The 22,929-nt window shown below is 63.6% G+C and carries 21 protein-coding genes and 1 tRNA gene; 13 read left to right on the top strand and 9 right to left on the bottom strand.

The window, feature by feature from the left end; genetic code table 11:
• Positions 1-10 precede the first annotated feature (10 nt).
• Entirely contained in the window at positions 11-1,462 is a 1,452-nt protein-coding gene (locus ACS0OT_RS15865; protein ID WP_065179504.1) for an alanine/glycine:cation symporter family protein, read from the top strand.
• A gap of 127 nt (positions 1,463-1,589) precedes the next feature.
• Here ACS0OT_RS15865 and ACS0OT_RS15860 read toward each other — a convergent pair whose 3' ends face one another.
• The 4 genes from ACS0OT_RS15860 to ACS0OT_RS15845 all read right to left on the bottom strand — a co-directional run bounded on the left by ACS0OT_RS15860 (position 1,590) and on the right by ACS0OT_RS15845 (position 4,788).
• A complete protein-coding gene (locus tag ACS0OT_RS15860) occupies positions 1,590-3,011 on the bottom strand; it encodes a M28 family peptidase (protein WP_065179503.1) in 1,422 nt (473 codons plus the stop codon).
• 244 nt (positions 3,012-3,255) lie between these two features.
• A complete protein-coding gene (gene mscL / locus ACS0OT_RS15855) occupies positions 3,256-3,660 on the bottom strand; it encodes a large-conductance mechanosensitive channel protein MscL (RefSeq protein ID WP_005418809.1) in 405 nt (134 codons plus the stop codon).
• A gap of 54 nt (positions 3,661-3,714) precedes the next feature.
• On the bottom strand, positions 3,715-4,431 hold the full coding sequence (locus tag ACS0OT_RS15850; RefSeq protein ID WP_019660190.1) for a fumarylacetoacetate hydrolase family protein: 717 nt from the start codon (positions 4,429-4,431) through the stop codon (positions 3,715-3,717).
• Between the two features lie 75 nt (positions 4,432-4,506).
• On the bottom strand, positions 4,507-4,788 hold the full coding sequence (locus tag ACS0OT_RS15845) for a hypothetical protein (protein ID WP_005410817.1): 282 nt from the start codon (positions 4,786-4,788) through the stop codon (positions 4,507-4,509).
• Positions 4,789-4,966: 178 nt separating this feature from the next.
• Between ACS0OT_RS15845 and ACS0OT_RS15840 the strand changes: the two genes are divergently transcribed.
• Entirely contained in the window at positions 4,967-5,302 is a 336-nt protein-coding gene (locus tag ACS0OT_RS15840) for a Rieske (2Fe-2S) protein (protein WP_164093143.1), read from the top strand.
• A gap of 299 nt (positions 5,303-5,601) precedes the next feature.
• Here ACS0OT_RS15840 and ACS0OT_RS15835 read toward each other — a convergent pair whose 3' ends face one another.
• The 4 genes from ACS0OT_RS15835 to thiS all read right to left on the bottom strand — a co-directional run bounded on the left by ACS0OT_RS15835 (position 5,602) and on the right by thiS (position 9,323).
• Positions 5,602-7,449, bottom strand: a complete 1,848-nt coding sequence (locus ACS0OT_RS15835) for an SLC13 family permease (protein WP_005418803.1) — start codon at positions 7,447-7,449, stop codon at positions 5,602-5,604.
• 27 nt (positions 7,450-7,476) lie between these two features.
• The gene (gene trmB / locus ACS0OT_RS15830; RefSeq protein ID WP_005418800.1) at positions 7,477-8,211 is read right to left on the bottom strand and encodes a tRNA (guanosine(46)-N7)-methyltransferase TrmB; all 735 of its coding nucleotides are present in this window, start codon (positions 8,209-8,211) and stop codon (positions 7,477-7,479) included.
• Positions 8,211-9,005: a thiazole synthase gene (locus tag ACS0OT_RS15825; protein WP_005418798.1), complete on the bottom strand. Its 795-nt coding sequence runs from the start codon at positions 9,003-9,005 to the stop codon at positions 8,211-8,213. The genes trmB and ACS0OT_RS15825 overlap by 1 nt, the downstream gene beginning before the upstream one ends.
• Before the next feature lie 117 nt (positions 9,006-9,122).
• Positions 9,123-9,323: a sulfur carrier protein ThiS gene (gene thiS / locus ACS0OT_RS15820; RefSeq protein ID WP_005418796.1), complete on the bottom strand. Its 201-nt coding sequence runs from the start codon at positions 9,321-9,323 to the stop codon at positions 9,123-9,125.
• Between the two features lie 207 nt (positions 9,324-9,530).
• On the opposite strand from thiS, the gene ACS0OT_RS15815 reads away from it, so the two are divergent.
• The 7 genes from ACS0OT_RS15815 (at position 9,531) to ACS0OT_RS15785 (ending at position 19,421) form a co-directional block, all read left to right on the top strand.
• Entirely contained in the window at positions 9,531-11,384 is a 1,854-nt protein-coding gene (locus tag ACS0OT_RS15815; RefSeq protein WP_111128028.1) for an autotransporter outer membrane beta-barrel domain-containing protein, read from the top strand.
• 116 nt (positions 11,385-11,500) lie between these two features.
• Positions 11,501-11,574 (top strand) — tRNA-Gly (locus tag ACS0OT_RS15810).
• 103 nt (positions 11,575-11,677) lie between these two features.
• Positions 11,678-13,291 (top strand): site-specific integrase, encoded by a 1,614-nt coding sequence (locus tag ACS0OT_RS15805; protein WP_239499550.1) that lies wholly within the window; start codon positions 11,678-11,680, stop codon positions 13,289-13,291.
• A gap of 1,036 nt (positions 13,292-14,327) precedes the next feature.
• On the top strand, positions 14,328-14,975 hold the full coding sequence (locus tag ACS0OT_RS15800) for a CPBP family glutamic-type intramembrane protease (protein ID WP_231109041.1): 648 nt from the start codon (positions 14,328-14,330) through the stop codon (positions 14,973-14,975).
• Positions 14,976-15,335: 360 nt separating this feature from the next.
• Positions 15,336-17,456 (top strand): peptidase domain-containing ABC transporter, encoded by a 2,121-nt coding sequence (locus ACS0OT_RS15795; protein WP_442256450.1) that lies wholly within the window; start codon positions 15,336-15,338, stop codon positions 17,454-17,456.
• A complete protein-coding gene (locus tag ACS0OT_RS15790; RefSeq protein ID WP_442255887.1) occupies positions 17,453-18,697 on the top strand; it encodes an HlyD family secretion protein in 1,245 nt (414 codons plus the stop codon). Before ACS0OT_RS15795 ends, ACS0OT_RS15790 begins: the two co-directional genes overlap by 4 nt.
• A gap of 502 nt (positions 18,698-19,199) precedes the next feature.
• Positions 19,200-19,421, top strand: a complete 222-nt coding sequence (locus ACS0OT_RS15785; RefSeq protein WP_010481480.1) for a DUF2188 domain-containing protein — start codon at positions 19,200-19,202, stop codon at positions 19,419-19,421.
• 302 nt (positions 19,422-19,723) lie between these two features.
• Here ACS0OT_RS15785 and ACS0OT_RS15780 read toward each other — a convergent pair whose 3' ends face one another.
• Entirely contained in the window at positions 19,724-20,227 is a 504-nt protein-coding gene (locus ACS0OT_RS15780; protein ID WP_139727565.1) for a hypothetical protein, read from the bottom strand.
• A gap of 145 nt (positions 20,228-20,372) precedes the next feature.
• Between ACS0OT_RS15780 and ACS0OT_RS15775 the strand changes: the two genes are divergently transcribed.
• The 4 genes from ACS0OT_RS15775 to ACS0OT_RS15760 all read left to right on the top strand — a co-directional run bounded on the left by ACS0OT_RS15775 (position 20,373) and on the right by ACS0OT_RS15760 (position 22,894).
• Positions 20,373-20,615 carry a hypothetical protein gene (locus tag ACS0OT_RS15775; RefSeq protein WP_005418653.1) on the top strand — a complete coding sequence of 81 codons (243 nt, stop codon included), beginning with the start codon at positions 20,373-20,375 and terminating at the stop codon, positions 20,613-20,615.
• A 97-nt stretch (positions 20,616-20,712) separates the two neighbouring features.
• Entirely contained in the window at positions 20,713-21,591 is an 879-nt protein-coding gene (rimK, locus tag ACS0OT_RS15770) for a 30S ribosomal protein S6--L-glutamate ligase (protein ID WP_005418651.1), read from the top strand.
• 258 nt (positions 21,592-21,849) lie between these two features.
• A complete protein-coding gene (locus tag ACS0OT_RS15765) occupies positions 21,850-22,329 on the top strand; it encodes a hypothetical protein (RefSeq protein WP_005418649.1) in 480 nt (159 codons plus the stop codon).
• Between the two features lie 94 nt (positions 22,330-22,423).
• Entirely contained in the window at positions 22,424-22,894 is a 471-nt protein-coding gene (locus ACS0OT_RS15760; RefSeq protein WP_005418647.1) for a hypothetical protein, read from the top strand.
• Positions 22,895-22,929: the final 35 nt, after the last annotated feature.

Genomic DNA, 22,929 nt, shown 5'->3' with positions numbered 1-22,929 from the left:
GGGGCCGCCGATGAACATCGAATCCATCGTCAACACGATCCTTGGCGTCGTCTGGAGTCCCTACCTGGTGGTGCTGTGCCTGCTCACCGGCCTGTACTTCAGCGTGCGCACGCGCTTCATCCAGTTGCGTGCGTTGCCGGACATGCTGCGCCTGATGTTCCGCCATGAGCGCTCCGATGCCGGCGTGTCGCCGTTCCAGGCGTTGTCCATTTCGCTGTCAAGCCGCGTGGGCGTCGGCAACATCGCCGGCGTCGCCATGGCCATCGCCTTCGGCGGCCCCGGCGCGATCTTCTGGATGTGGATCGTCGCCTTCCTTGGCGCATCCAGTGCCTTCATCGAATCCACGCTCGCGCAGATCTACAAGGATCGCGACGGCAAGGGGCAGTACCGGGGCGGCCCGGCGTATTACATCGAAAAAGGCCTCGGCCAACGCTGGTATGCAGTGCTGTTCGCACTGGTGACGGTGCTGGCGGGCGCGATGCTGGCTGGCACCCAGTCCAATGCGATCACCAGCGCGGTGAACGAAGCCTGGGACGTCCCGGTGATGACCACCACCGCGGTTCTGCTGGTGGTGCTGGGTGCCATCCTCATCGGCGGTGTGCGGCGCATTGCGCGCGTGGCCGAATGGGTGGTGCCGCTGATGGCCGTGGCCTACCTGCTGGTTGCGGCGCTGGTGATGGTGCTCAACGCGGAAAAGGTGCCGGAGGTGATCATGCTGGTGCTGCGCAGTGCATTCGGCGTGGACGCAGCGTTCGGCGCGATGATCGGTACCGCTATCCAGTGGGGCGTGCGTCGCGGCGTGCTGTCCAACGAGGCCGGCATGGGCAGTGGTGCGCATCCGGCCGCCGCCGCGGAAGTCTCGCATCCGGTCAAGCAGGGCCTGGTGCAGTCGTTCTCGGTCTACATCGACACGATGGTGGTGTGCAGTGCGACCGCCTTCCTGATCCTGTCCACCGGCCTGTACAACGTCTACGACCCCGCGGTGAACGGCATTCCGGATGAGGCGCGCCTGTTACTGGGCAATCTGCCGGGTGTCGAGGCCGGGCCACGCTTCGTGCAGCATGCGGTGGAATCCGCGCTCCCGGGCTTCGGCCGTTCGTTCGTAGCGCTGGCGATCCTGCCGTTCGCGTTCACCACCATCCTCGCGCTGTACTACATGGCCGAGACCAACGTCAGTTATCTGTGCCGCGATCGGCCGACGCCGTGGGTGATGGGCAGCTTCCAGCTGCTGTTCCTGGCAGCGACCGGGTACTCGGCGGTGAACAGTGCAACGGTGGCCTGGTCGCTGGGTGACATCGGCGTCGGCCTGATGAGCTGGTTGAACATCATCGCCATCCTGCTGCTGCAGAAACCGGCCTTGGCGGCGCTGCGTGACTACGAGCAGCATCGCCAGGCCGGCAAGGATCCGCTGTTCAACCCGAAACTGCTGGGCGTGCGCAACACCAGCGTGTGGGAAGGCTGACAGGATCGGGGTCAGAGCCCTCGCCAAGGGCGAGGGCTCTGATCCACGCCATTGCCCGGTGGGTGCGAACCGCGGTTCGCACCACTTTTCCCGCTGCGCTCGCCGGGCATGGCCCGACGCTACAGCATCATTCGTTCGGCGGCGTGGTCGCCTTGGCCTCGCTGCCGAAGCTGCCATCCGCTTCCGCCGCCAGGTAGGCGAACACGGTGTACGCGGCTACGTTCTGCGCCAGTGCCTTCGGGTCGATCTTGTCCAGCGTGTCGTCGGCGGTGTGGTGCAGGTGGAAGTAGTCCGAGCCATCCTGCGCCAGCCACGCCCACGCACCGCCCTTGGCGGCCAGTGGGCCGACGTCCGGGCCCGGGCCACCCTTGTCGGCCTGGTACTCGATGCCCAGCGGCTTCATCACTTCGGCAATCTGCTTCGTCGCTTCACGCGAGCCGTCCGGATTCGGCGAACCGGTATTGAAGGCGTAGATGCGGCCTGCGCCGAAATCGCTCTCGGCGGCCAGCTGGTGCAGGGCCACGTCCTTCGCGTGCGCTTCGGCATAGGCCTTGCCGCCATACAGCCCCTGTTCCTCATTGGCGAAGGCGATCACGCGGATGGTGCGCTTCGGTGCCTGCTTGAGCTGGCCGATCAGGTGGCCGGCGGCCATGGTGATGCCCACGCCCGCGCCGTCATCCACCGCGCCAGTGCCCAGGTCCCACGAATCCAGGTGACCGCCGATCACCACCACTTCCTTCGGCAGGCTGCGGCCGGTGATCTCGCCGATCACGTTGTAGGAGGTGGCGGTGCCATCCCAACCGCAATCCAATGCCATCTTCACCGTGGTGCTGCCACGCGCCAGCAGGCGGGCCAGCTGGTCGGCATCGGGCACCGACAGCGCGGCCGACGGCACTGGGGTCAGGCCCTCATCGAAACGGGTGATGCCGGTGTGCGGCACGCGGTGCGAGTCGGTACCGGCCGAGCGCATGAGGAAACCGACCGCGCCCTTGCGGATCGCTTCGGACGGCCCCTTGCTGCGGATCGCACCGCCGCGGCCGTAATCGCGGCCATCGCGGAACGGCAGCATCTGGTAATCGACGAAGGCGATCTTGCCCTTCAGCGAACCCGCCGGTGCGGCCTGCAGCGCGGCCAGGTCGGCGAAGCGCACCACCTCGGCTTCCACGGTGCCGCCTGGGCTGCCGCCCAGCGCAGTGATCTGCAGCGGCTGCGGGTTCCTGCCGGTCACGGCGGCGTGTTCACTGCGCCGCTCCCACTTCGGGAATGTCACCGGCTCCTTCCACACCTTGTCGAAACCGAGGGCCTTGAACTTGGCTTCGGCCCAGGCCACGGCGCGGGCGTCGGCTTCGCTGCCGGCGATGCGCGGACCGATCTCGGTGGTGAGCGACTCGACCACCTTCCAGCCGGTGTCATCGGCCAGCGCCTGGTCGCGCAGCTGTGCGGCGGTGGCCAGCGACGCCGGGGGCAGGGTAGTGGTGTGCGGCGCCGCGAAGGCCGGGGCGGCCAGCAGGGCGAGGGAGGATGCGATGGCAAGGACGCGGCGACGCATGGACAACTCCGGGAAGGGACCTAAGCCTTGGAGCTTAACAGTCGTTCAGCCCGGCGCATGGGCGGGAGGTCATGGCTGGCGCGAACGCTGTTTTCCGCCATGACCGGCAAAGCGAAAGCCCCGCCAGGACGGGGCTTTCGCCTGCTTCTGTAGAGCCGAGCCAATGCTCGGCTGCCTTTTGCAGATCAGCCGAGCGTGGGCTCGGCTCTACAGGTGGGAGGGGCGCCCATAGGCGCCCGATACCTCATTTCTTCAGGCTGTCGCGGATCTCGCGCAGCAGCACCACTTCTTCGGCCGGCGCCGCCGGGGCAGCTTCCTTCTTCCGCGACAGCCGGTTGATCGCCTTGACCACGATGAAGATCGCGAAAGCCACGATCACGAACTGGATGACGGTGTTGATGAAGTCGCCGTAGCCAACCACCACCGCCGGGATCTCCTTGCCATCCGGTCCGAGCCGGGCTGGCGACAACGTCCAGGCCAGGCTGGAGAAATCCACGCGCCCGATCAGGTAGCCCAGCGGCGGCATGATGATCTTCTCGACCAGCGCCGTCACGATCTTGCCGAAGGCCGCGCCGATCACCACGCCGACGGCGAGGTCGATGACGTTGCCGCGCATGGCGAATTCCTTGAACTCGGTGAGCATTCCCATTGTTGTTTTTCTCCGGTGGGGAAGTGGACAGCGCGCAGGGTAGCGCAGGTGATGTCAGCCGGCGATCACGCCGTGGCGCTCGGCCACGTTTTCAAGGCGGGCACTGAAGCGGTCGCCGGGCTTCAACGCAGCCACCCCGGACGGGGTGCCCATGAACACCAGGTCGCCGGCACGCAGCTGCCACAGCTTGGACAGCTCATGCAGGATCTCCGGTACGTTCCAGATCATCTGGTCGAGCAGTGCCTGCTGGCGCACTTCGCCGTTGACCTCCAGCGACAGGTTCAGCGCGGCGAGGTCGCCGACTTCCTCGGCGTGGACGATTTCGCTGATCGGCGCGGAGGCGTCGAAGCCCTTGGCCGCGTCCCACGGGTGGCCCTTGTCCTTGGCCGCGGCCTGCAGGTCGCGGCGGGTCAGGTCCAGGCCGACGGCGTAGCCATAGACCAGCGCATCGGCGTCGGCCACGGCCAGCTCGCCTGCGGGCGCATCGCGGCCGATCGCCACCACCAGTTCCACTTCGTGGTGCAGGTTGGCGGTTGCTGGCGGATAGGGGATGGCATCGTCGTGGCCGACCACGATGGCGTCGGCCGGCTTGCTGAAGAACATCGGGCGGCCGCGGTCATCGGCCGCCGGCACCGCCGCGCCCATTTCGCGGGCGTGGTCGGCGAAATTGCGGCCGACGCAGTAGATGCGGTGCACGGGGAAGCTGCCGCCACCGGCTACCGGTACACGCGGCAGGGCTACGGCAGGGATCACATCGGAGACATCGGACATGCGGGCATCCAGGAAGGGCGTGCCCGCAGTCTAGAACGCATGGCGCCCGCCGTCAGCGGGCGCGGAAGGCCTGGATCAGCGCGAGGCCGGCAACACCGGCTTGCGCACCACGCGGTACTCGCCTTCAACCACGGTCGGGTCAACCGGACGTGCAACGCCCGGCTTGCGCGAAGCCAGCAGCTTCCACGCCAGGCCGACCAGGATCATCGCCGCGCCAACGAACACACCGATGAACACCATCGCCGCCAGGATCGCCAGGCCAAGCAGGCCCACGGCGACGCGCACCAGCGGATGACGCGGCTTACGCGGCGCGAACAGGGTGCGGAACTGGTTGAAGGCGGATGCGCGATTGAACATGGCGGCTCGATAGGCTGGGATCAGCGAAAACAGAGTATCGGGACGCGCCACTGTCATTGAGTGAAAAACTCGTTAAATATAGCCTGTGCTTATTACGGATCAATGACTTGTGTTCATGTCGCAGCCAGTCACCTGAGCAGGCATGCGACAATTCCGGTTTACCGTCCGAGCCTTCGCCATGACTATCGCTGCTGCCCTGATCGCCCTTGATGCCATTGCCGATGGCGCGTTTGCCGAGGTCGAAGCGGTGGTCGATGGCGATGCCGAATCGCTGGTGCTGTACCGCGACGGCGCGCAGGTGCGCGCGTTCCTGAACATCTGCCCGCACGCTGGCCGCCGCCTGGACTGGGCCCCAGGCCAGTTCCTGAAGAGCCGTGAGGGCCACCTGGTATGCGCCGCGCATGGCGCCTCGTTCACGCTGGACAGCGGCGACTGCATCGCCGGCCCGTGCAAGGGTGACCGCCTGCGTACGGTGCCGGTCGATATCCGCGATGGGCAGGTCTATCTGGCTTGAGGCCAGAAGCAGTCGAGCACGGCTCGACTCTATAAAAGCCGTGTCGACCAAGGTCGACAGCTAACAGAGCGAGATCCGTGCCGACCAACGGTCGGCACCCACCACCAGCCGCGTGAAACTGTCGAAGGCGGGGTGGGTCCGGTTGCGGGGGCGTGAGCCGCATGGATGCGGCGACCGAGCTTACAGGGACGTACTTGCAGCGTCCCCCGCAACCGGACCCACCCCGCCATCCCACGGAATGCACGCTGTTGCTGTTGCTTCGGCTTCGGCGGGTGCAGCCCTGTCAACAAACCCAACCCTCAGAACATCAGGTTGATCATCAGCACCACCACGCAGGTATAGATCAGCGACAGCGGGCCGCCGACCCGCCACATCTCGCGCGGGGTGTAGTTGGCCGGGCCAGTGATCATCGAGATCACCGGGTTGGAGGCCGTCATCAGGTTGTTGGACGCCGACAGCGCCACGATCAGCGCGAACGCGGTCGGGTTGCCCCCCGCTGCCAGTGCCAGGTTCACCGCGATCGGCACCATCACGATGGTCGCACCCACATGGCTGATCACCAGCGAGAACGCCGTGGTCAGCAGCGCCAGCGCCACCTCCAGCACCCACACCGGAATGCCGGTCGGCAGCTTGTCGATGGTATGGCCGGCCACCCACGCGGCCGCACCGCTGGAGTCCATCGCCCAGCCGAGCGGAATCAGCCCGGCCATCATGAACACCGTCTTCCAGTTGATCGAGGCATACGCCTCGTCCATACGCAGCACGCCGGTCAGCAGCATGCCGGCCACGCCGGTCATCAGCGTCAGCGCCACCGGCAGCTTGCTGGTCAGCGCGATCAGGATGGTCAGCGCGAAGATCGCCATCGCAATCTTGAACTTGTGCGGGCGCTGCTCGCCGGTCGGATAGTCGGTCACCACCACGAAGTCGCGGCTGCGCGCGGCCTGCGCCAGGTCGGTCCAGATGCTGTGGAACACCAGCATGTCGCCGGCGCGCAGCTGCACGTCGCGCACGTCCTCGCGGATCACCTGCTTGTCGCGGTTGATCGCCAGCAGGCTGATGCCGCGCTCCTTGCGCAGGCGCAGATCGGCCGCACTCTTGCCGATCACGTTCGAGGTCGGTGGCACCACTGCCTCGGAAATGCCGGCGCGGCTGGGGTTGAACAGGTCACCCAGGTGCTTCAGGCGCGAGGACATGCGCAGGAACTGGTTCTGCGCGAAGTCGCTGATCTGCTGGCGCGGTCCCATCGCACCGAGCACGCTGCCGACCCAGATGCGCATCTCCGCCGGCGGCGCCAGGCGGGTGTCGTTGCCGGTCTTCAGGGCCAGCAGCAGTGGCGCATCGTGCAGGGTCTCGGCCTCGCCCAGGGTCATGCCCACCAGCGGGCTCTCGGCGGTCACCACCAGCTCGAACACATCGCCTTCGATGCCATAGGTCTTGGCGAAGTAGCTCTCGGTGCGCGCCGGGGTGACCCCGTCATTGACCAGGCTTTCCTCTTCGATCAGCTTGCGGTCGCCGTAGTAGCGGAAGTACAGCAACGAAGCGATCAGCAACGCCACACCGATCGGCAGCGGCGCGAACATGCGCAGCGGCTCGATGGTGGCCAGGCCGGAGGGAAGGTTGTTGTTGGCCGAGGCCAGCAGATCGTTCAGCAGGATCAGCGGCGAATTGCCGACCATGGTCAGTGCACCGCCCATCACGATCGCCGCCGAGATCGGCAGCAGCAGGCGCTGCATCGTCAGCCCGGTGCGCGCTGCCAGTCGTGAGGCAACCGGCAGATACAACGCCATCACCGACGGGTTCTGCATGAAGGAGGAGTTCAGGCCGGCGATGGCGGTGGTCATCATCAGCAGCCGTTGCTCGACACCGTGGCCGCGCCGCAGCAGCCAGGCCGCCAGCCGGTTCAGCGCCCCGGTGCGGTCCAGGCCCGCACCGAGGATGGTGGTGGCGATGATGCTCATCACCGCGTTACCCGAGAAACCGCCGAAGATCTCCTCCGGCGCGATCAGCCCGGTGACACCGAGCACCACCAGCACCACCAGCGCGACCACGTCGGCGCGGATGCGCTCGAACAGGAACATCGCCATCGTGAAGCCGACCAGCCCGAGCACGAGCTTCATGTCGTTGGTCAGCGTCAGCGCGGTATCCATGTGGGGCGCGGCGTCCTCAGGCGATCGTCAGGTGCGGTCGTACAACAGGTCCCAGACGCCGTGGCCCAGCTTCTGGCCGCGGGTCTCGAAGTGCGTCTGCGGGCGCCAGTCCGGGCGCGGCACGCTGCCCCGCGGGCCGGCGCGGTTGACCAGCCCGGCGGTTGCGTCGAGCACGTCCCACATCTGCTCGGCGTAGTCTTCCCAGTCGGTCGCGCAGTGCAGGCGGCCCCCCGGGCGCAGCTTGCGCACCAGCAGTTCGGCGAATGCCGGCTGCAGCAGGCGGCGCTTGTTGTGGCGCTTCTTGTGCCACGGGTCCGGGAAGTAGATGCGCACTTCATCGAGTGCGCCGTCAGCGATCTCGTTCTGCAGCACTTCCACCGCGTCGTGGTGGTACAGGCGCACGTGGTCGGCATCGTCCTCGGCCAGCGCGTTCAGCAGCCGGCCCACGCCCGGGGCGTGCACCTCGATGCCGATGTAGTCGCGCGATGGGTCGTGCTGGGCCGCGAAGCGCAGCGCGGCACCGTTGCCGAAGCCGATCTCCAGCACCTTGTGTGCCGGGCGGCCGAAGGTGGCGTCCAGGTCGCGCGGCTGGCCGTTGTAATCGATGCCGAAGCGCGGCCAGCGTTCGTCGAACGCGCGCTGCTGGGCGGGGGTGAAGCGACCCTGGCGCAATACGAAGCTGCGCACCTCGCGGCGGCCCTCGCTCACGGTGAAGGGCTTGGGCGGGGCCTTGGAACCGGCGCTGTCAAAAGGATTGGTCATCAGCCGATCAGCCCGTCCACCGGCGAGGAGGCGCTGGCGTAGCGCTTGCGCGGGATGCGCCCGGCCAGGAAGGCCTCGCGGCCGGCCTCGACCGCCTTGCGCATCGCGCTGGCCATCAGCACCGGGCTGCGCGCACCGGCAATGGCGGTGTTCATCAGCACGCCGTCGCAGCCCAGCTCCATCGCGATCGCCGCGTCCGACGCGGTACCCACGCCGGCATCAACGATGATCGGCACCTTGGCGTCTTCGATGATCTGCAGCAGGTTGTACTTGTTCTGGATGCCCAGGCCCGAACCGATCGGCGCGGCCAGCGGCATCACCGCAGCGCAGCCGATCTCTTCCAGGCGCTTGGCCAGGATCGGGTCGTCGGAGGTATAGACCATCACCTCGAAACCGTCCTTGACCAGCTGCTCGGCGGCCTTCAGGGTCTGCATCACGTCCGGGTAGAGGGTCTTCTGGTCACCCAGCACTTCCAGCTTGGTCAGGTTGTGGCCGTCCAGCAGCTCACGGGCCAGGCGGCACGTACGCACCGCGTCCTCGGCGGTGTAGCAGCCGGCGGTGTTGGGCAGGATGGTGAAGCGCTCCGGCGGCAGCACGTCCAGCAGGTTCGGCTCGCCCGGGTTCTGCCCGATGTTGGTGCGGCGGATGGCCACGGTGACGATCTGGGCACCAGCGGCCTCGGTCGCCAGGCGGGTTTCTTCCAGGTCCTTGAACTTGCCGGTGCCGGTCAGCAGCCGCGAGCCATAGGTCTTGCCGGCGATTACCAGCGAATCGGGGGAGACATGAACGTTCATGGCGCAATTATCGCTTATCCGCCTGAAGATGGGGTCACGTAGAGGGCGGGGTCGAGCGTGGGGTCAGATCCCTTTGCCACCGGCAAAGGGATCTGACCCCTGAACACCCGCGCAGCCTCAGCCCCCACCCAGCGCGTGCACGATCTCCACCACGTCGCCCTCGGCCAGGACGTGCTCGCCATGGCGGCTGCGGCTGACGATCTCGCCGTTGACCTCGACCGCGACCCGGCGTTGCAGCAACTGCTCGGCCTGCAGCAGATCGTGGAGGGTCGCCGAGGCGGGCAGGGTACGGGGTTCGCCGTTGAGCTGGATGTTCATCGCCGCATTGTCGCCTACGGCCTGCGCGGATCGGAACCCTTGCAAATTGCCTCGGCCGCCAGCCCCGGCACAGCGTTGTCCGACGCTGCCGGGCGACAATCCATGCGGCGGCGCAGCGTGAGCAAAACGCGGCGCAGTGAAACCATTCACCGTGCGCCGGCGTACGTCCGCCGGGTCCTCAACGATATCCCCACAGGAGTTTCTTACATGCTGCTCAGCAAACGCCCGATCCGCTCCCTGATGGCGGCCGCGATCGCGCTGGCCGCGGTTCCGGCCATGGCAGGCGAATCCCCGTATTCCAAGGCCGTGTTCTTCGGCGACAGCCTGACCGATGCCGGCTATTTCCGCCCGCTGCTGCCGGCCGATGTGCGTCCGGTGACCGGCCAGTTCACCACCAACCCGGGTTGGGTGTGGTCGCAGCAGGTCGCCAACTACTATGGCCTCAATGGCGCCGCCAACGGCAACGGCCAGAGCGGTGACAACTATGCAGTCGGCGGTGCCCGCGTGTCGGTGGACGAGGCCGGTGGCCTGGGCGTGATTCCGTCGCTGAAGTCGCAAGCAACCCGCTACCTTGCCGCGAACGGTGGCAAGGCTGACGGCAACGCCCTGTACACCGTATGGGGAGGGGCCAATGATCTGTTCGCGGCCACCCGCGCGGCGGCAGGTGGCGCGTCGCAGGCCCAGGTGCAGGGCATCATCGGCGCAGCGGTCACCGACCAGATCGCGCTGGTGGGTGCGCTGAAGCAGGCCGGCGCCCAGTACGTGCTGGTACCGAACCTGCCGGATGTGGGCATCACCCCGCAGTTCCGCGGCCCCAATGCCGCCGCCGCCACCGCACTGTCGGCCGGCTACAACAAGGCCCTGTACGGTGGCCTGAAGCAGGCGGGCATCGAGTTCATTCCGCTCGATACCTTCAGCATCCTGCGTGAAGTGACCGCCAACCCGGGCATGTACGGTTTCACCAACGTCACCAGCACCGCCTGCAAGATCGATCCGGCCAACTCGACGCAGAGCATCCTGACCTGCAACCCGACCAGCTACGTCAGCCCGGATGCGGCCAACACCTACCTGTTCGCCGATGGCGTGCACCCGACCACCGCCGGCCATCAGCTGCTGGGCCAGTACGCCGTGTCGGTGCTGGAAGCGCCGCGCCTGCAGCAGGTGCTGAGTCACTCGGCGCAGACCATCGGCCGCTCGCGCGCCGACCAGGTCAGCATGCACCTGGGCGGCCGTCCGGCTGACGGCCTGTCCTGGTGGGGGGGCGTGCGGGGTGACCTGCAGCGCTACGACCACGCCGACCTGTACGACGGGCTGGCCCCGGCCGGCCTGTTCGGTATCGACTGGGCACGCGACGGCATGGTGTTCGGCGGCTTCGCCGGTTTCGGTCGCCTCAGCGCCGACTTCGGCAACAACCGCGGCGACTTCACCCAGAAGGACACCTCGGCCGGTCTGTTCGCTGGCTGGTACGGCGACCGCATCTGGGTGAACGGTCAGGTCAGCTACACCTGGCTGTCCTATGACGTGAACCGCAAGGTCCAGCTGGGCCCGGCCACCCGTGAGCATGGTGGTTCGCCGGACGGCAGCAACCTGACCGCCGCCCTGAACGCCGGTTACGAGTTCGGCACAGAAGGCGGCTTCCGTCACGGCCCGATCGCTTCGGTGATCTGGCAGAAGGTGAAGATCGACGGTTACACCGAAAGCGCCGCGGCCGGCACGCTGGCCACTGCACTGGGCTACGACCGCCAGAACGTCGATTCGACCGTCGGCCGCATCGGCTGGCAGGCCCGCTTCGATGGCGGCACCCTCAAGCCGTACGCGCAGGTGACCTACGACCACGAGTTCGAGGACACCAAGCAGGCCAGCGCCTGGCTGCAGACCCTGCCGGAACTGGGCAGCTACCGCGTGCCGGGCCTGAAGTTCGACAAGAACTACGCCACCGTCGTGCTGGGTGCCCGCACCGAACTGTTCGGGCTGCAGAGCAACTTCGGCCTGAGCGCGTCGACCGGCCAGAAGCGCGCGCAGGACGCCACCCTGTTCGCCAACTTCAGCGGCACGTTCTAAGCAGCAACCGCCGGGGTCGGATCCCTTTCCGCGAGGAAAGGGCTCTGACCCCTCGCGGATGCGGTGGCCGCCATTGCGCAACACCGGGCCAACCGCATAGACTTTCACCGCGCACTGCGGGCGTAGCTCAATGGTAGAGCTGTAGCTTCCCAAGCTACTGACGTGGGTTCGATTCCCATCGCCCGCTCCATTTGTCACGCGATCTGCGCCTAAGTTGTTGATAGCGCACGGGTGAACTGGCAGAAAAACGAATGCTCAAACGACCTGTTTAGGTATCGTTTGAGGTATCGTTTTTGCCCAAGCCGCTGCTTCTTTCTCGTCCCAGTGGGCTATACGCCCGCTTTCTTGTGCCCATCGATTTGCGTGCCGCCATCGGTTCGCGCTTCCTCGTTCGTCCTCTCCATGAGCCTGCCGGCGATAGGGCACGGCTGGTGGCCGCCTGCATGGGCGTGGCACTCTCTCAGGCATTCGAAGCGATACGCCAGGGGGACGCGGTGGATCTGAAGAAAGCACTGGAAGCGGCGCGTGCTGCTGGGCGCAGGGACCTGATCATCAAAGGCATGACCCTGCGCAACGGAACACATGTTGCTGAGGCTCAGCTGGAAACACTCCAGGACGTGGAGATGCTGGAGCGGCTGATGGGGCAGGTGGCGGAGAAGGATCCGCTGGCTGCTGCGGTGTCTGGCTACCTGCCTCAGGTGCCCAAGTCGGCTACGGTCCCGTCAGGACCACTGCTCTCCGCCTGCATCGACAAGCATCTGGCCAGCTTGGGAAAGCTGGCGCCGAAGACCATCATCGAAAGTCGGCACAGCCTGCGAATTCTGTTGGGCCTTGTTGGAGACATTCCTGTCGCCACACTGGACGCTGACCACGTGCAGGCCTTCATGGACGCAGTGGAGCATTGGCCCAGAAACGCAACCAAGCACAAGCTGTATCGCGACCTCAGTGTCCAGGAGGTTCTCGCGCTCTCCAAACGCAACGGCGAAAAGGCACCGGCCAGTGCGACGCTCAGCAAGCATTGGGACAGATTGAGGGTGTTCATTTCGCACCTGCGCAAACAGCGGCTTCTACAGCTTGACCCGATGGAGGGCATCGCCTCACCGTCGGACCGTCGGGGAGTGGAGGAGCCGGAAACGGGTCGTCCGTTCACGCATGACGAACTGAAGGCGGTGTTCGGAGCAGGTTTCTTGCGCTGGGCCTCGAAGTATCCGCACCGCTTCTGGGGGCCGATATTGGGTTTGTACAGTGGCGCGCGCGTGAACGAAGTGGCGCAGCTACGCGCAGCAGATGTGATGCATGTGGATGGTGTTGCCGGTTTCCTGGTCACAACTCGGGGAGACGGAAACAAGGTCAAGAACACGAGCTCACTGCGGTTCGTTCCATTGGCGAAACCGGTGTTGGATGCAGGTTTCCTCCATTTCGTAGATGAGGTGCGAGGGTGCGGCGTAGATCGCCTTTTCCCGGACCTTCCCAACAGCACAGGACTGGGCTTTGGGCGTCAGCTGTCACGTCAGTTTCCGACCTACATCAAGCGGCAAGGTGTCACCGAAGAGGGCATGGGATTTCATGCCTTTAGGCATTACTTCATTACCCACACGGATCGAGCGCTGCTGGCCACCGGCATGGAGGTCAGTGCCAGGGACGTGGCCATTGGCCGCATCACCGGACATGGCAAACCGCCCAAATCGATCTTGCGAAAAGTCTACGTGGACAACAGCGGGTTGGCCGTGCCAGCGGCAGTTCAGCCAGAGACCTTGCCTCTGCGGGTGGAGACGTTGGCGATGTTCAATCCGCCGGTGACCCTGCCGTCGCATGTGCCGGGTCAATTTGGGGAGAACTTGCAACGGGCCGCTACGGAAGCCAAGCGAATTGCGCGAGAGGCAAAAAGAAACAAAACATCCGCATGACTGCCGCGGCTGGGATGGCGTTGGCCCGGCAAGACGTGGAAGCCGATGAGGCGCGGTTTCCACTCACTTCGAAAGCAGAAGTTCAGCCTCTCGGACGCGCAGGCATACCGTCCGAGTTGCGGGTCCAGGTGGTTGAGCGAGCTGACGACGAGCACCAAGCCACGTATAGCCGCAAATTCACCGTCCAAGAAGATCTGCATGGCCCGGGCGTGAACACCCCTGGGCTGGCAGTGCTGGACTTCAACTTGAACCTACCGGTTCTCAAGGCACTCCTGTCCGAAGGTGCTCCGCGAAAGCGCGCGAAAGCAAAGCCCGAGCACGCTCCAGCCTGAGGCGGCAGGAGCAGGGCAAGAGTTTGGCTTCCGTCGGAGCTGGCCAGACGAGGCATTGGTCGGCCCGCTGCGAAGTCACAGGTGCATCAAGCAACACAGTGGCCCGAGGCAGCCTCGGCTGCGGACAGCCCGTGAACATATATTGTTATGTCATAACATTTCAAGTGGCCTCAGTTGGATTGTGCGGAAGGGCCGTCACAGTCTTGAATGAAAGCGCCTGCTGGGTGCACCAATGTGAACCACGAAGGCCACAGCGCGTCGCTGACGAAGCTCCGGCGCATCGAGATTATTGGTTAACTCGATGCCGCCACGCTTGGTCTCGAGGCGAATTCGCAACTCTCATTACTCCGACAGCATCGCAATGGAGGCTATATGCGTGATCTTAGTCAATTGGAACTTGCAGAAGTGTCAGGCGGTACGAAGGGCATCAACATTCAGATTGGTTCGAGCGAAGGAAGCCACGTCAGCGGAACTCTCCACAGCTTCATGGAGACCGCGTATATGTATGGAAGGGTTGCGCCCTTCAGTGGAATCGGCGCTGCTGGTCTAATCTACCATCACCTCATGGCTCAATGATCCAGAATGCCTGATCGGGCGCCAGCGTGAATACGAGGCCGAACCTCTGAGGCACAATTCAGAATGATGTAGGCGCGTTAGCTAAGGCCCAGGCCCAATTCCGGGCCTGGGCCCTCGGGAGAAAGTTCTTGCTCAGGAGAATCGCGCACTGGAGGCCTCGCCCCATAGCGGAGAACAAGATATTCGTAGCTGCAATTGCAACTGTGGGCGCCGGTGCGGCACTTGGAGTTCTGAAATACTTCGACGTTTTTGGATCAAGAGCGATCGTCGAACTTCTCGCCTTCGCGGTTTGTGTCTGGCTACTTCCCAATGAGCCGAGGAGAGAGTGGACTTTCCGGCTTGGCGCTGCCTTGGTGGCCATTGGGATCGCTGGAGGCGCGATTTGGGTTTACGTCGTTGGAATCCCTGCAATACCACATACAAAATTCATCCCCTTTAGCGAAATTCCAATCAATTTCTATGTTCTTGGCTTGATTTCGACCTGCATTATCGGACCTCTTTTCGAGGAGAAGGTAGTGAGACACCTGCTCTTTGATGGCGTATCTCACTACTTCGGGCGCGTATTGGGAACCATCATGGTTAGCGCGGCATTTGCTGCGGTTCACGTCGACGCCGTTATCTCGTCATTCCTATTCTCGATACTGCTATGCATTTTGGCCTATCCATTCAACCTGAGCATAACCCAGCTGGCTACAGTCCACGGCACAATAAATCTCACAATAACGCAGTGGGTCATATTCTACCCGACGCTCAGGGACTACGGAATTCAGTCGTGAGCACCAGCGGACCTTCCCATGCAGCGCCGTGCGTTCAAGCCAGCGACTCGCGCAGGCAAGCACGAATGTCAACGCGGAGGAGCCTTTGATTCAAATGACCAAGCACAGTGACGCCAGCATCCTTGCTTTCGCTCTTGTAGCAGCCTTTGCTTTTTTTGTAGCTGGCTACCATGGCGGGAAATACCTCGCAAAGCAAGAAGATTCTGATAAGCGATCGGAACAGTCTCAGTAGTTTGAATTCACGATTAAAGGGGTGGGGAGTTCTACCCCGTCCCTTCTCGCATCACGCGCAGTTCTGCAGAACCTCCAACAACTACCCTGTTCAATTCGCCATTTCTAGCGATAGAGAGATGCTATCTTATTGACGCCGTGATTCAATCCGAGGCAGCGGAATGCGGTCTTGCATGCTTAGCCATGGTCGCGTCGCATCATGGCAACAACATTGGACTGCGGGAACTCCGCCGCCGCCATGCCCTCTCACTTAAGGGCTCGACGCTTGCTCAAGTCATTGAAATTGGAGGCGCGCTCGGCTTTCGTTGCCGCCCACTACGCCTGGACTTGGAGCACCTGAGTCAACTTCAACTACCCTGCATTGCGCACTGGGACCTCGACCACTTCGTTGTAATCAGCAAGGTCCGTCGAAATGGCGTGACCGTTCTGGATCCCGCCTTTGGCAAACGCAAGCTTTCTCTGGATGAGGTCTCGCGCCACTTCACCGGAATTGCGCTGGAGTTGCACCCAACTGCCGAGTTCCGTGCAGTCCCGCGCCCGCCGGCCGTCTCGCTCGCGCAGCTGACGGGGAAGATCGAGGGATTCTGGCGTGCTCTAAGCTTGCTGCTGCTTCTGTCCATTGCTCTTCAGGTGTTTGTTCTGATAGCACCATTCTTCATGCAATGGACCGTGGATCAGGCCCTCATTGCTCATGACAGGGACTTGCTGACTGTGCTGGGCACTGGGTTTGCCCTCGCGCTCCTGCTGCAGGTCTGCATCGGGCAGATCCGAGGCCGAGCGGTCATCTACCTATCAAACCGGCTCAACCTGCAATGGACCGGCAATGTCTTCCGGCACCTGTTGCGTTTGCCTCTGGACTTCTTTGAGAAGCGTCATCTGGGTGATGTCACCTCACGGATGGGGAGCGTCCAAGCCATACAGCGAACGCTAACAACCAGTTTCGTTGAAGCGTTCGTTGATGGCCTCATGGCGGTGGTGACGCTGGGAATGATACTGCTCTACAACTGGAAGCTTGCGCTGGTTACGTTGATTGCAGTTGCTCTGTATGCAATCGCGCGTGCTTGTGCCTTCGCCCCGCTCAGGCGAGGCACAGAGAGGCAGTTGATCGCCGGGGCACGGCAGGAGAGCCACCTGCTCGAGTCCATCCGGGGGGTTCAATCGTTGAAAGTTGCTGGCCGAGAGTCCATTCGCCAGGCCGGCTACTTCAATCTCATGAACGAAACGGTCAACCATGACGTTTGGCTCGCAAAGTTTGGGTTGAGCTTCGGCGGAGCCAATCAATTATTGTTCGGCTTGGAGCGCATTGCGGTGGTTTGGCTGGGTGCACTACTGGCAATGGAAAACGTCTTCTCCGTCGGCATGCTGATTGCCTACCTCGCCTACAAGGACCAGTTTTCACAACGAGTGGGAGCCTTGATCGACAAGTGGGTGGAGTTCCGCATGCTCCGTCTTCACGGCGAACGGCTCTCCGACATTGTTCTTACCGAACCAGAGAACCTCGCTTCCAGCACCAGCGCTCTGTCGCCGGACGGCATCCGAATTGAGGTTGAAGGGCTTGGATTCCGCTACGCCCCCGGAGAGCCCTGGGTGCTGAGGAACTGTAGTTTTGTAGTGGATCCTGGTGAGTCAGTCGCCATCATCGGCCCATCTGGCTGCGGAAAGACCACGCTGATCAAGATTCTCCTCGGCCTTCTCCAGCCGACGGAAGGTGAGATCCGCATCGGAGGCGTGCCCTTGTCAAAGGTCAGCGTAAGCGAGTATCGCAGCATGATCGGCGCGGTGATGCAAGATGACCAGCTCTTCGCGGGAAGTGTCAGCGAGAACATCGCCTTCGAAGACGATCACCATGATGAATCCAGGGTGCGTGAAGCCGCAGAGTTGGCCGCTGTGCATGACGACATCGCAGCGATGCCCATGGGCTACAACAGCCTGATCGGCGACATGGGGGGGACCCTCTCTGGTGGTCAGAAGCAGCGGGTGATCCTTGCACGCGCCCTGTATCGCAAGCCCCAGTTGCTCTTCTTGGACGAGGCAACCAGCCATCTGGATGTTGAGCGGGAAAGGCTGGTGAATGAAGCCGTCCGACAACTTGAGCTGACCCGGGTGATCATCGCCCATCGGCCAGAGACCATCGCCAGTGCAGACCGGGTGCTGATCATGCACGCGGGCGCGGTAGCGCGCGAGTTGGTGCAGAACGCATCAAGCTCCGCGAAAGCCGCACGGGACGGCCTTGAGGGGGGCCTCGCATGAGCGGCCTCTTCCGCAAGGAAGCCATCGATGCCCAGCGACGAAGCTGGCTCGGTGGAGTGTCCCTGGCGCAACCGCTCCGTTTCTGGATTCTTGCGGTGTTCGCAGCGATGGCTGCCTCGGCCATCGTCGGCTTCCTCTACCTGGGCGAGTATTCACGCAGATCCAGGGTTATGGGCGAGCTTGTGCCTGATCTCGGGCTTTCCACCGTGGTCGCTCCGTCGGCTGGCGTGGTTGCGAGACTGGATGTCGAAGAAGGCGACCACGTCCGGCGCCAGGACGGGCTGCTGACGATCAATGTGCCGCGGGTCACCTCCTCAGGGCAGGATGCCGTGTCCACGTTGCTTGACGCACAGCGCTCCCGTATGGCCAGTGTGGAGGCGATGAGCGAGTTCCAGGACAGGCAGCTCGCGGCACAGCAGGAGGGAGCCAAGGCCCAACGCTCGGCGATGCTGCGCGAGCTTTCGCAGATTGAGGCAGAGATCCACACCCGCGGCGAGCAGGTGCGAATTGGTCGCGAGACCCTCGCCCGATTTCGGAGCGTCGAGGATGAGCGCTACGTAAGCCTGGTTCAGATCAACCAACAAGAGCAATCGATACTCGAGGCGGTCAACGCGCAACAAGCCCTTCAACGCCAAGCGACCTCGATTCGGCGGAACCTGGCTGAACTGGAGCAGCGGCTCGCAGAAATTCCCCATCAGAGGCTCTCCGCCAAGGCGGCCTCGGAACGTGATCTGGCTGCATTGAGCCAGGAGACCGTCCGGATGGAGGCCGACGGGGAGCTGCTGCTTCGCGCACCAGTAACTGGACTGGTAGCAAATCGACTCGTCGAGGCCGGCCAGGCGGTGCAGCCGGGCCAACCCATTCTCAGTCTACTTCCCAAGGGATCCGAGCTTCGAGCACAACTGCTGGTGCCCAGCGCGGCCATTGGGTTCGTCAAATCAGGCGACCGGGTTCTCCTGCGCTATCAAGCCTATCCTTACCAGAAGTTCGGTGCCCACGAAGGAACGGTCATCCGCATCTCTCGCAGCGCGTTGACAGGATCCCAGAAGGACGGCGATGCAAGGCAGTCCTTGTATCGGGTCCTGGTCTCGTTGGACCAACAAGGAGTGCTGGCATACGGGAAGATGGAGACGCTCCGCCCAGGCATGCAGCTTGAAGCCGATATCATGGGCGAGCGCCGCAAGCTCTACGAATGGCTGCTGGAGCCTCTCTACTCCGTGACTGGAAAACTGGGAGGCTAGTAGCGGGTGCTAGCGATGCTGTCCCGGAAGTCAAAATCGTTTGTTTACCGGAAGAGCAGCGGATAGACGACAACCGCGGTGCCAGCAGCGCTGGTCAGCACGCCCAGCACTTCGGCCTGCCACTCGAAGGGCAGGACAATCATGACTTGGACGCCATTACACGAGGCCGTGGTCATGGGCGATGTTGCCGCGCTCACGCCACTAGGTTCCTGGAGGCGTGGGAACGGCGTGACCCTGCCGCCACGTGTGCGACGCTCCTTGCCGCAGGCGCTGAGCCAAACGCCCCGAATTGCCGACACGAGACGCCGTTCGGTCTGGCTTACCCGCGAGCTTTGAAGGCCTTCCTCTCGGCGTGAACTGAGACGCGTTTGCAACATCCGCAGCTGCGGAGTGAATTGGCGTGTTTTTTTGTGAATTAACTATATCTGGTGTTGATTTTGTAATTTTTACACAAGATCATGGGTTTGGGCGGTCGTCGCCCAAAACCATTGTCGAGGTCGAAATGGGCAAGAATCAGCACGTGGTGAAGCGGCCGGATGGCTGGGCGGTGCGTGGCGAAGGCAACTCGCGCGATACCTCTCACCACCGGACCCAGGAAGAGGCAAGGCAGCATGCGCGTGAGATCGCCATCAACCAGCGCAGCGAAGTGGTGATCCACGACCGTCAGGGCCTTATCCGGGACAAGGACAGTTACGGGAACGACCCAAATCCTCCTAAGGGTTGATCAACAAGGCCGCCGTTTGGCGGCCTTGTCTTTTGCTGGAGCTTGGGTTACCGACGGGGCAATGCGCACTCGAGCCATCCCCACCAGTGGGAGCAAGTGGACGCATTGCCCTGCTGGTTGCTGGCCCTTCTGCAAGCCTGTTAGGCTTCCAGGTATCGTTTGAGGTATCGTTTTTCAGTCGAATGTTCCGGACATTTTTCTTATGGAACAGTCGGTTAAGCGGATTTGGGTTCGATTCCCATCGCCCGCTCCATCCTTCAAGACCGCGCCGCTTTCCGCCGCGCAGGTCCCTCCAGACCGCCTCAGTACGCCGCGAACACGCTGGCCAACACGTCGGCATCCAGCACGCGCCCCTGATCGCGATTATGCGTGTGCAGGTACCAGACCTCGCCCGGTTCCAATTGCCGTGTCAGGTGCCACTGGTTTTCCCGGGCCAGAATATCCACCCGGCCCTGGCAGCCGAGGCAGAAGCGGGCCAGAGGCTTGATCGCGGCGGCCTTGCCATTGACGTTCAGGGTCAGTGCGGGGGCCGCGTAGGTTTTCAGTTCCCCGGATGACGGATTCTCGGTGATGGTGACCGTGTCCCGACGCAGCGTGGCCACCTGCGCCTGCACCAACGGTTGCAGCCACAGTTCGATGGTGTCGAACAGCACATGCAGCGATTGGATCCAGTCCTGGTACTGCTTTTCGACGGCGGCGGCCCTGGCCTGCTCCGCGTGTGCAGATTGCTGCAGCTTCTGTGCAAGTTGCTCCATTTTCGACATCGGGATTTCCGCTTTGGGAGGAGCTTCCATGGTGATCGGCACGCTCGCCTGCTTCCAGCCGAAAGCGACATTTTCGTAGAACTCCTAGAGGCGCTGCGGAGGGGCGCGTAACGCTTCAAACTTTTCCCATGGGCAGGCCGGCACTGAGCAGCTAGCGTGAGCGGATACTGATCAGGAGCTGCCTTCCATGAACTGCCGGAACGACGTCGTCGAGCGCATCCATCGGATCTTTCTTTCCGCCGGCGTCGGCTCGAACAAGCAGCTTGAAGCCGTGCGCGCGCTGGGGCGTGCCGGTGGTCCCAAGGCCGCGGAACTGCTCGAGCAGATCTACCAGCAGGCGTTCAGCAATTCTGCCCTGCAGATGGCCTGCGTGGCGGCGCTGGGCGAAGCGGCCCGTGGCTTCCAGGTCAGTGCTGAACGGGACAGCTGAAGCTTCATCCACAACGCTCGAGATCGTCGACGACGGGCATCATCCGCCCGCCACACGCCCGCGCTATGCTGCGCGCCTGCCGACCGATCCCGCCGCGATGAAGCTCGCCATCCTGTCCCGCAACAGCTCCCTGTATTCCACCCGTCGGCTGGTCGAGGCGGCGCGCGCGCGCGGCCATACCGTGCGCATCCTCGACCCGTTGCGCTGTTACATGCGCATCGCCGCCGATGGCTTTTCCATGCACTACAAGGGCCGGCCGATGACCGGCGTGGACATGGTCATTCCGCGCATCGGTGCCTCGATCACCCGCTACGGCACCGCCGTGCTGCGCCAGTTCGAACTGATGGGCGCACGCACGCCCAATCCGTCCGATGCCATCCTGCGTTCGCGCGACAAGCTGCGCGCGCACCAGCTGCTGGCGGCCAAGGGCATCGACATGCCGGTTACCGTGTTCGGCGACAACCCCGATGACACCGTCGATCTGCTGTCCATGCTCGGCCCGCCGCCGCATGTGGTGAAGCTCAATGAAGGCACCCAGGGTCGCGGCGTGATCCTGACCGAAAAGGCCAGTGCCTCGCGCGGCATTGTCGAAGCGCTGCGCGGCCTGTACGCCAACTTCCTGATGCAGGAATTCATCGGCGAGGCCAAGGGCGCCGACCTGCGCTGCTTCGTGGTGGGCGACCAGGTGGTGGCGTCGATGCAGCGGCAGGCACCGGAGGGTGACTTCCGCTCCAACCTGCACGCTGGCGGCACCGCCGTGGCGGCCAAGGCCAGTCGCGCCGAGCAGCAGGTGGCGGTGCGTTCGGCCAAGGCGCTGGGCCTGTCGGTGTGCGGCGTGGACCTGATCCGCTCCGCGCGCGGCCCGCTGGTGCTGGAGGTCAACTCCACGCCGGGGCTGGAGGGCATCGAAGCGGCCTGCGGTGTGGACGTGGCCACACGCATCATCGAACACGTAGAGAAGATCAAAAAGCCTTGATTATTCATGGGGTTGTGATTCTCATGGGTAAATGATCCGGGGCTTTAACGAGGCTTTAATCGGCCCCGGCGTAGGCTTCAGCGAACCGCAGCTCTGCCTCTCAGCAGGATCGGTATCGGGATACGACTTCAGGCCCAGGCGGGTGCACCGCCTGGGCCTTTTTTATGCCTGTCGGCTCTGTGCCCAAGGTCTCTTGTGGAGGCCGCGTGACGGTCGTAGAGTTGGCCCTTCGTTCCGGGATGGATCGGGAGGTTGGCGATGTACCGCATCATGACGATCGCGTTGCTGCTGGGCCTGTCTGGCGCTGTTGCCGCCAAGCCGGAGAAAGTCGCTGTACAGATGGACCGGCAGGGGTCGGTCGCCGAGCAGATGCGCCAGGTGGAAACCGCGCTGGCTGCCCCCGACTATGCCGAACTGTCTGCCGAGGATCGCGGCCAGGTGCAGCAGGCGCTGTCGCGTATCCGCCAGCACATGGGCGAACGCCAGACCGTGCAGGAGCTGCCGCCGCAGTTGCAGGCCGAGGTCTTCAACGAGCAGGAACGCATCAACACCCTGATGGCGCGTGGCCATGACGACAGCCGGCAGATCTGCAGGTACGAACGCACCACCGGCAGCAACATGCCCAGGAGCCGCTGCCTGACCGTGGCCGAACGGCGCCGGATCGAAGAGAAAGGCAAGGCGCTGATCAACGACCAGCGCAGCTACAACACGCTCAGCCCACCGCCCGCCGGGCGTTGACCGCACCGCCTTTCGGTCCACCGGGGTGCCGTAACGGCGTGTCGGTGGCACCGCAGGGTCGGTGTTCCACTCATGGAAGAACCTGGAGGTAACAATGCAGCGCATGACCCCCTTCGCCCTGATGCTGGGCCTGGCACTGGCCACCACCGCGCACGCCAAGCCCGAGAAAGGGCAGGTGAAGTTCGACGCCAACGCACCGGTGGCCGAACAGATCCGCAACGTTGAGACGGCGATCAACACCGAGGACTACAGCGAGATCGGGCTGGAAGACAAAAGCCGTGTGCAGCAGGCGCTGGGCCGTATCAAGATCAAGATGGGCGACCACGAACGGGTAGAGCAGTTGAGCCCGCAGGACCGCACCGAGATCTTCAACGACCAGGAAGTGATCAACACGATCATGACCCGCGCCCATGCCGACAGCCGCATGGTCTGCCGCCGCGAGCGCACCACCGGCAGCAACATGCCGCAGAGCGTCTGCCTGACCGTGGCCCAGCGCCGCAAGGCGCAGGAAGACAGCCGCAAGGCCCTCAACGACAACCAGCGTTTCAACAACTACAAGCCGTAACCGTGGTTGGACCGGTCGCAGGCCGCCATCGGTCA

The sequence above is a fragment of the Stenotrophomonas maltophilia group sp. RY12688 genome (genome assembly GCF_052149045.1).
Lineage (GTDB): Bacteria > Pseudomonadota > Gammaproteobacteria > Xanthomonadales > Xanthomonadaceae > Stenotrophomonas > Stenotrophomonas sepilia.
This window is presented reverse-complemented; position numbering and strand designations above follow the sequence as displayed.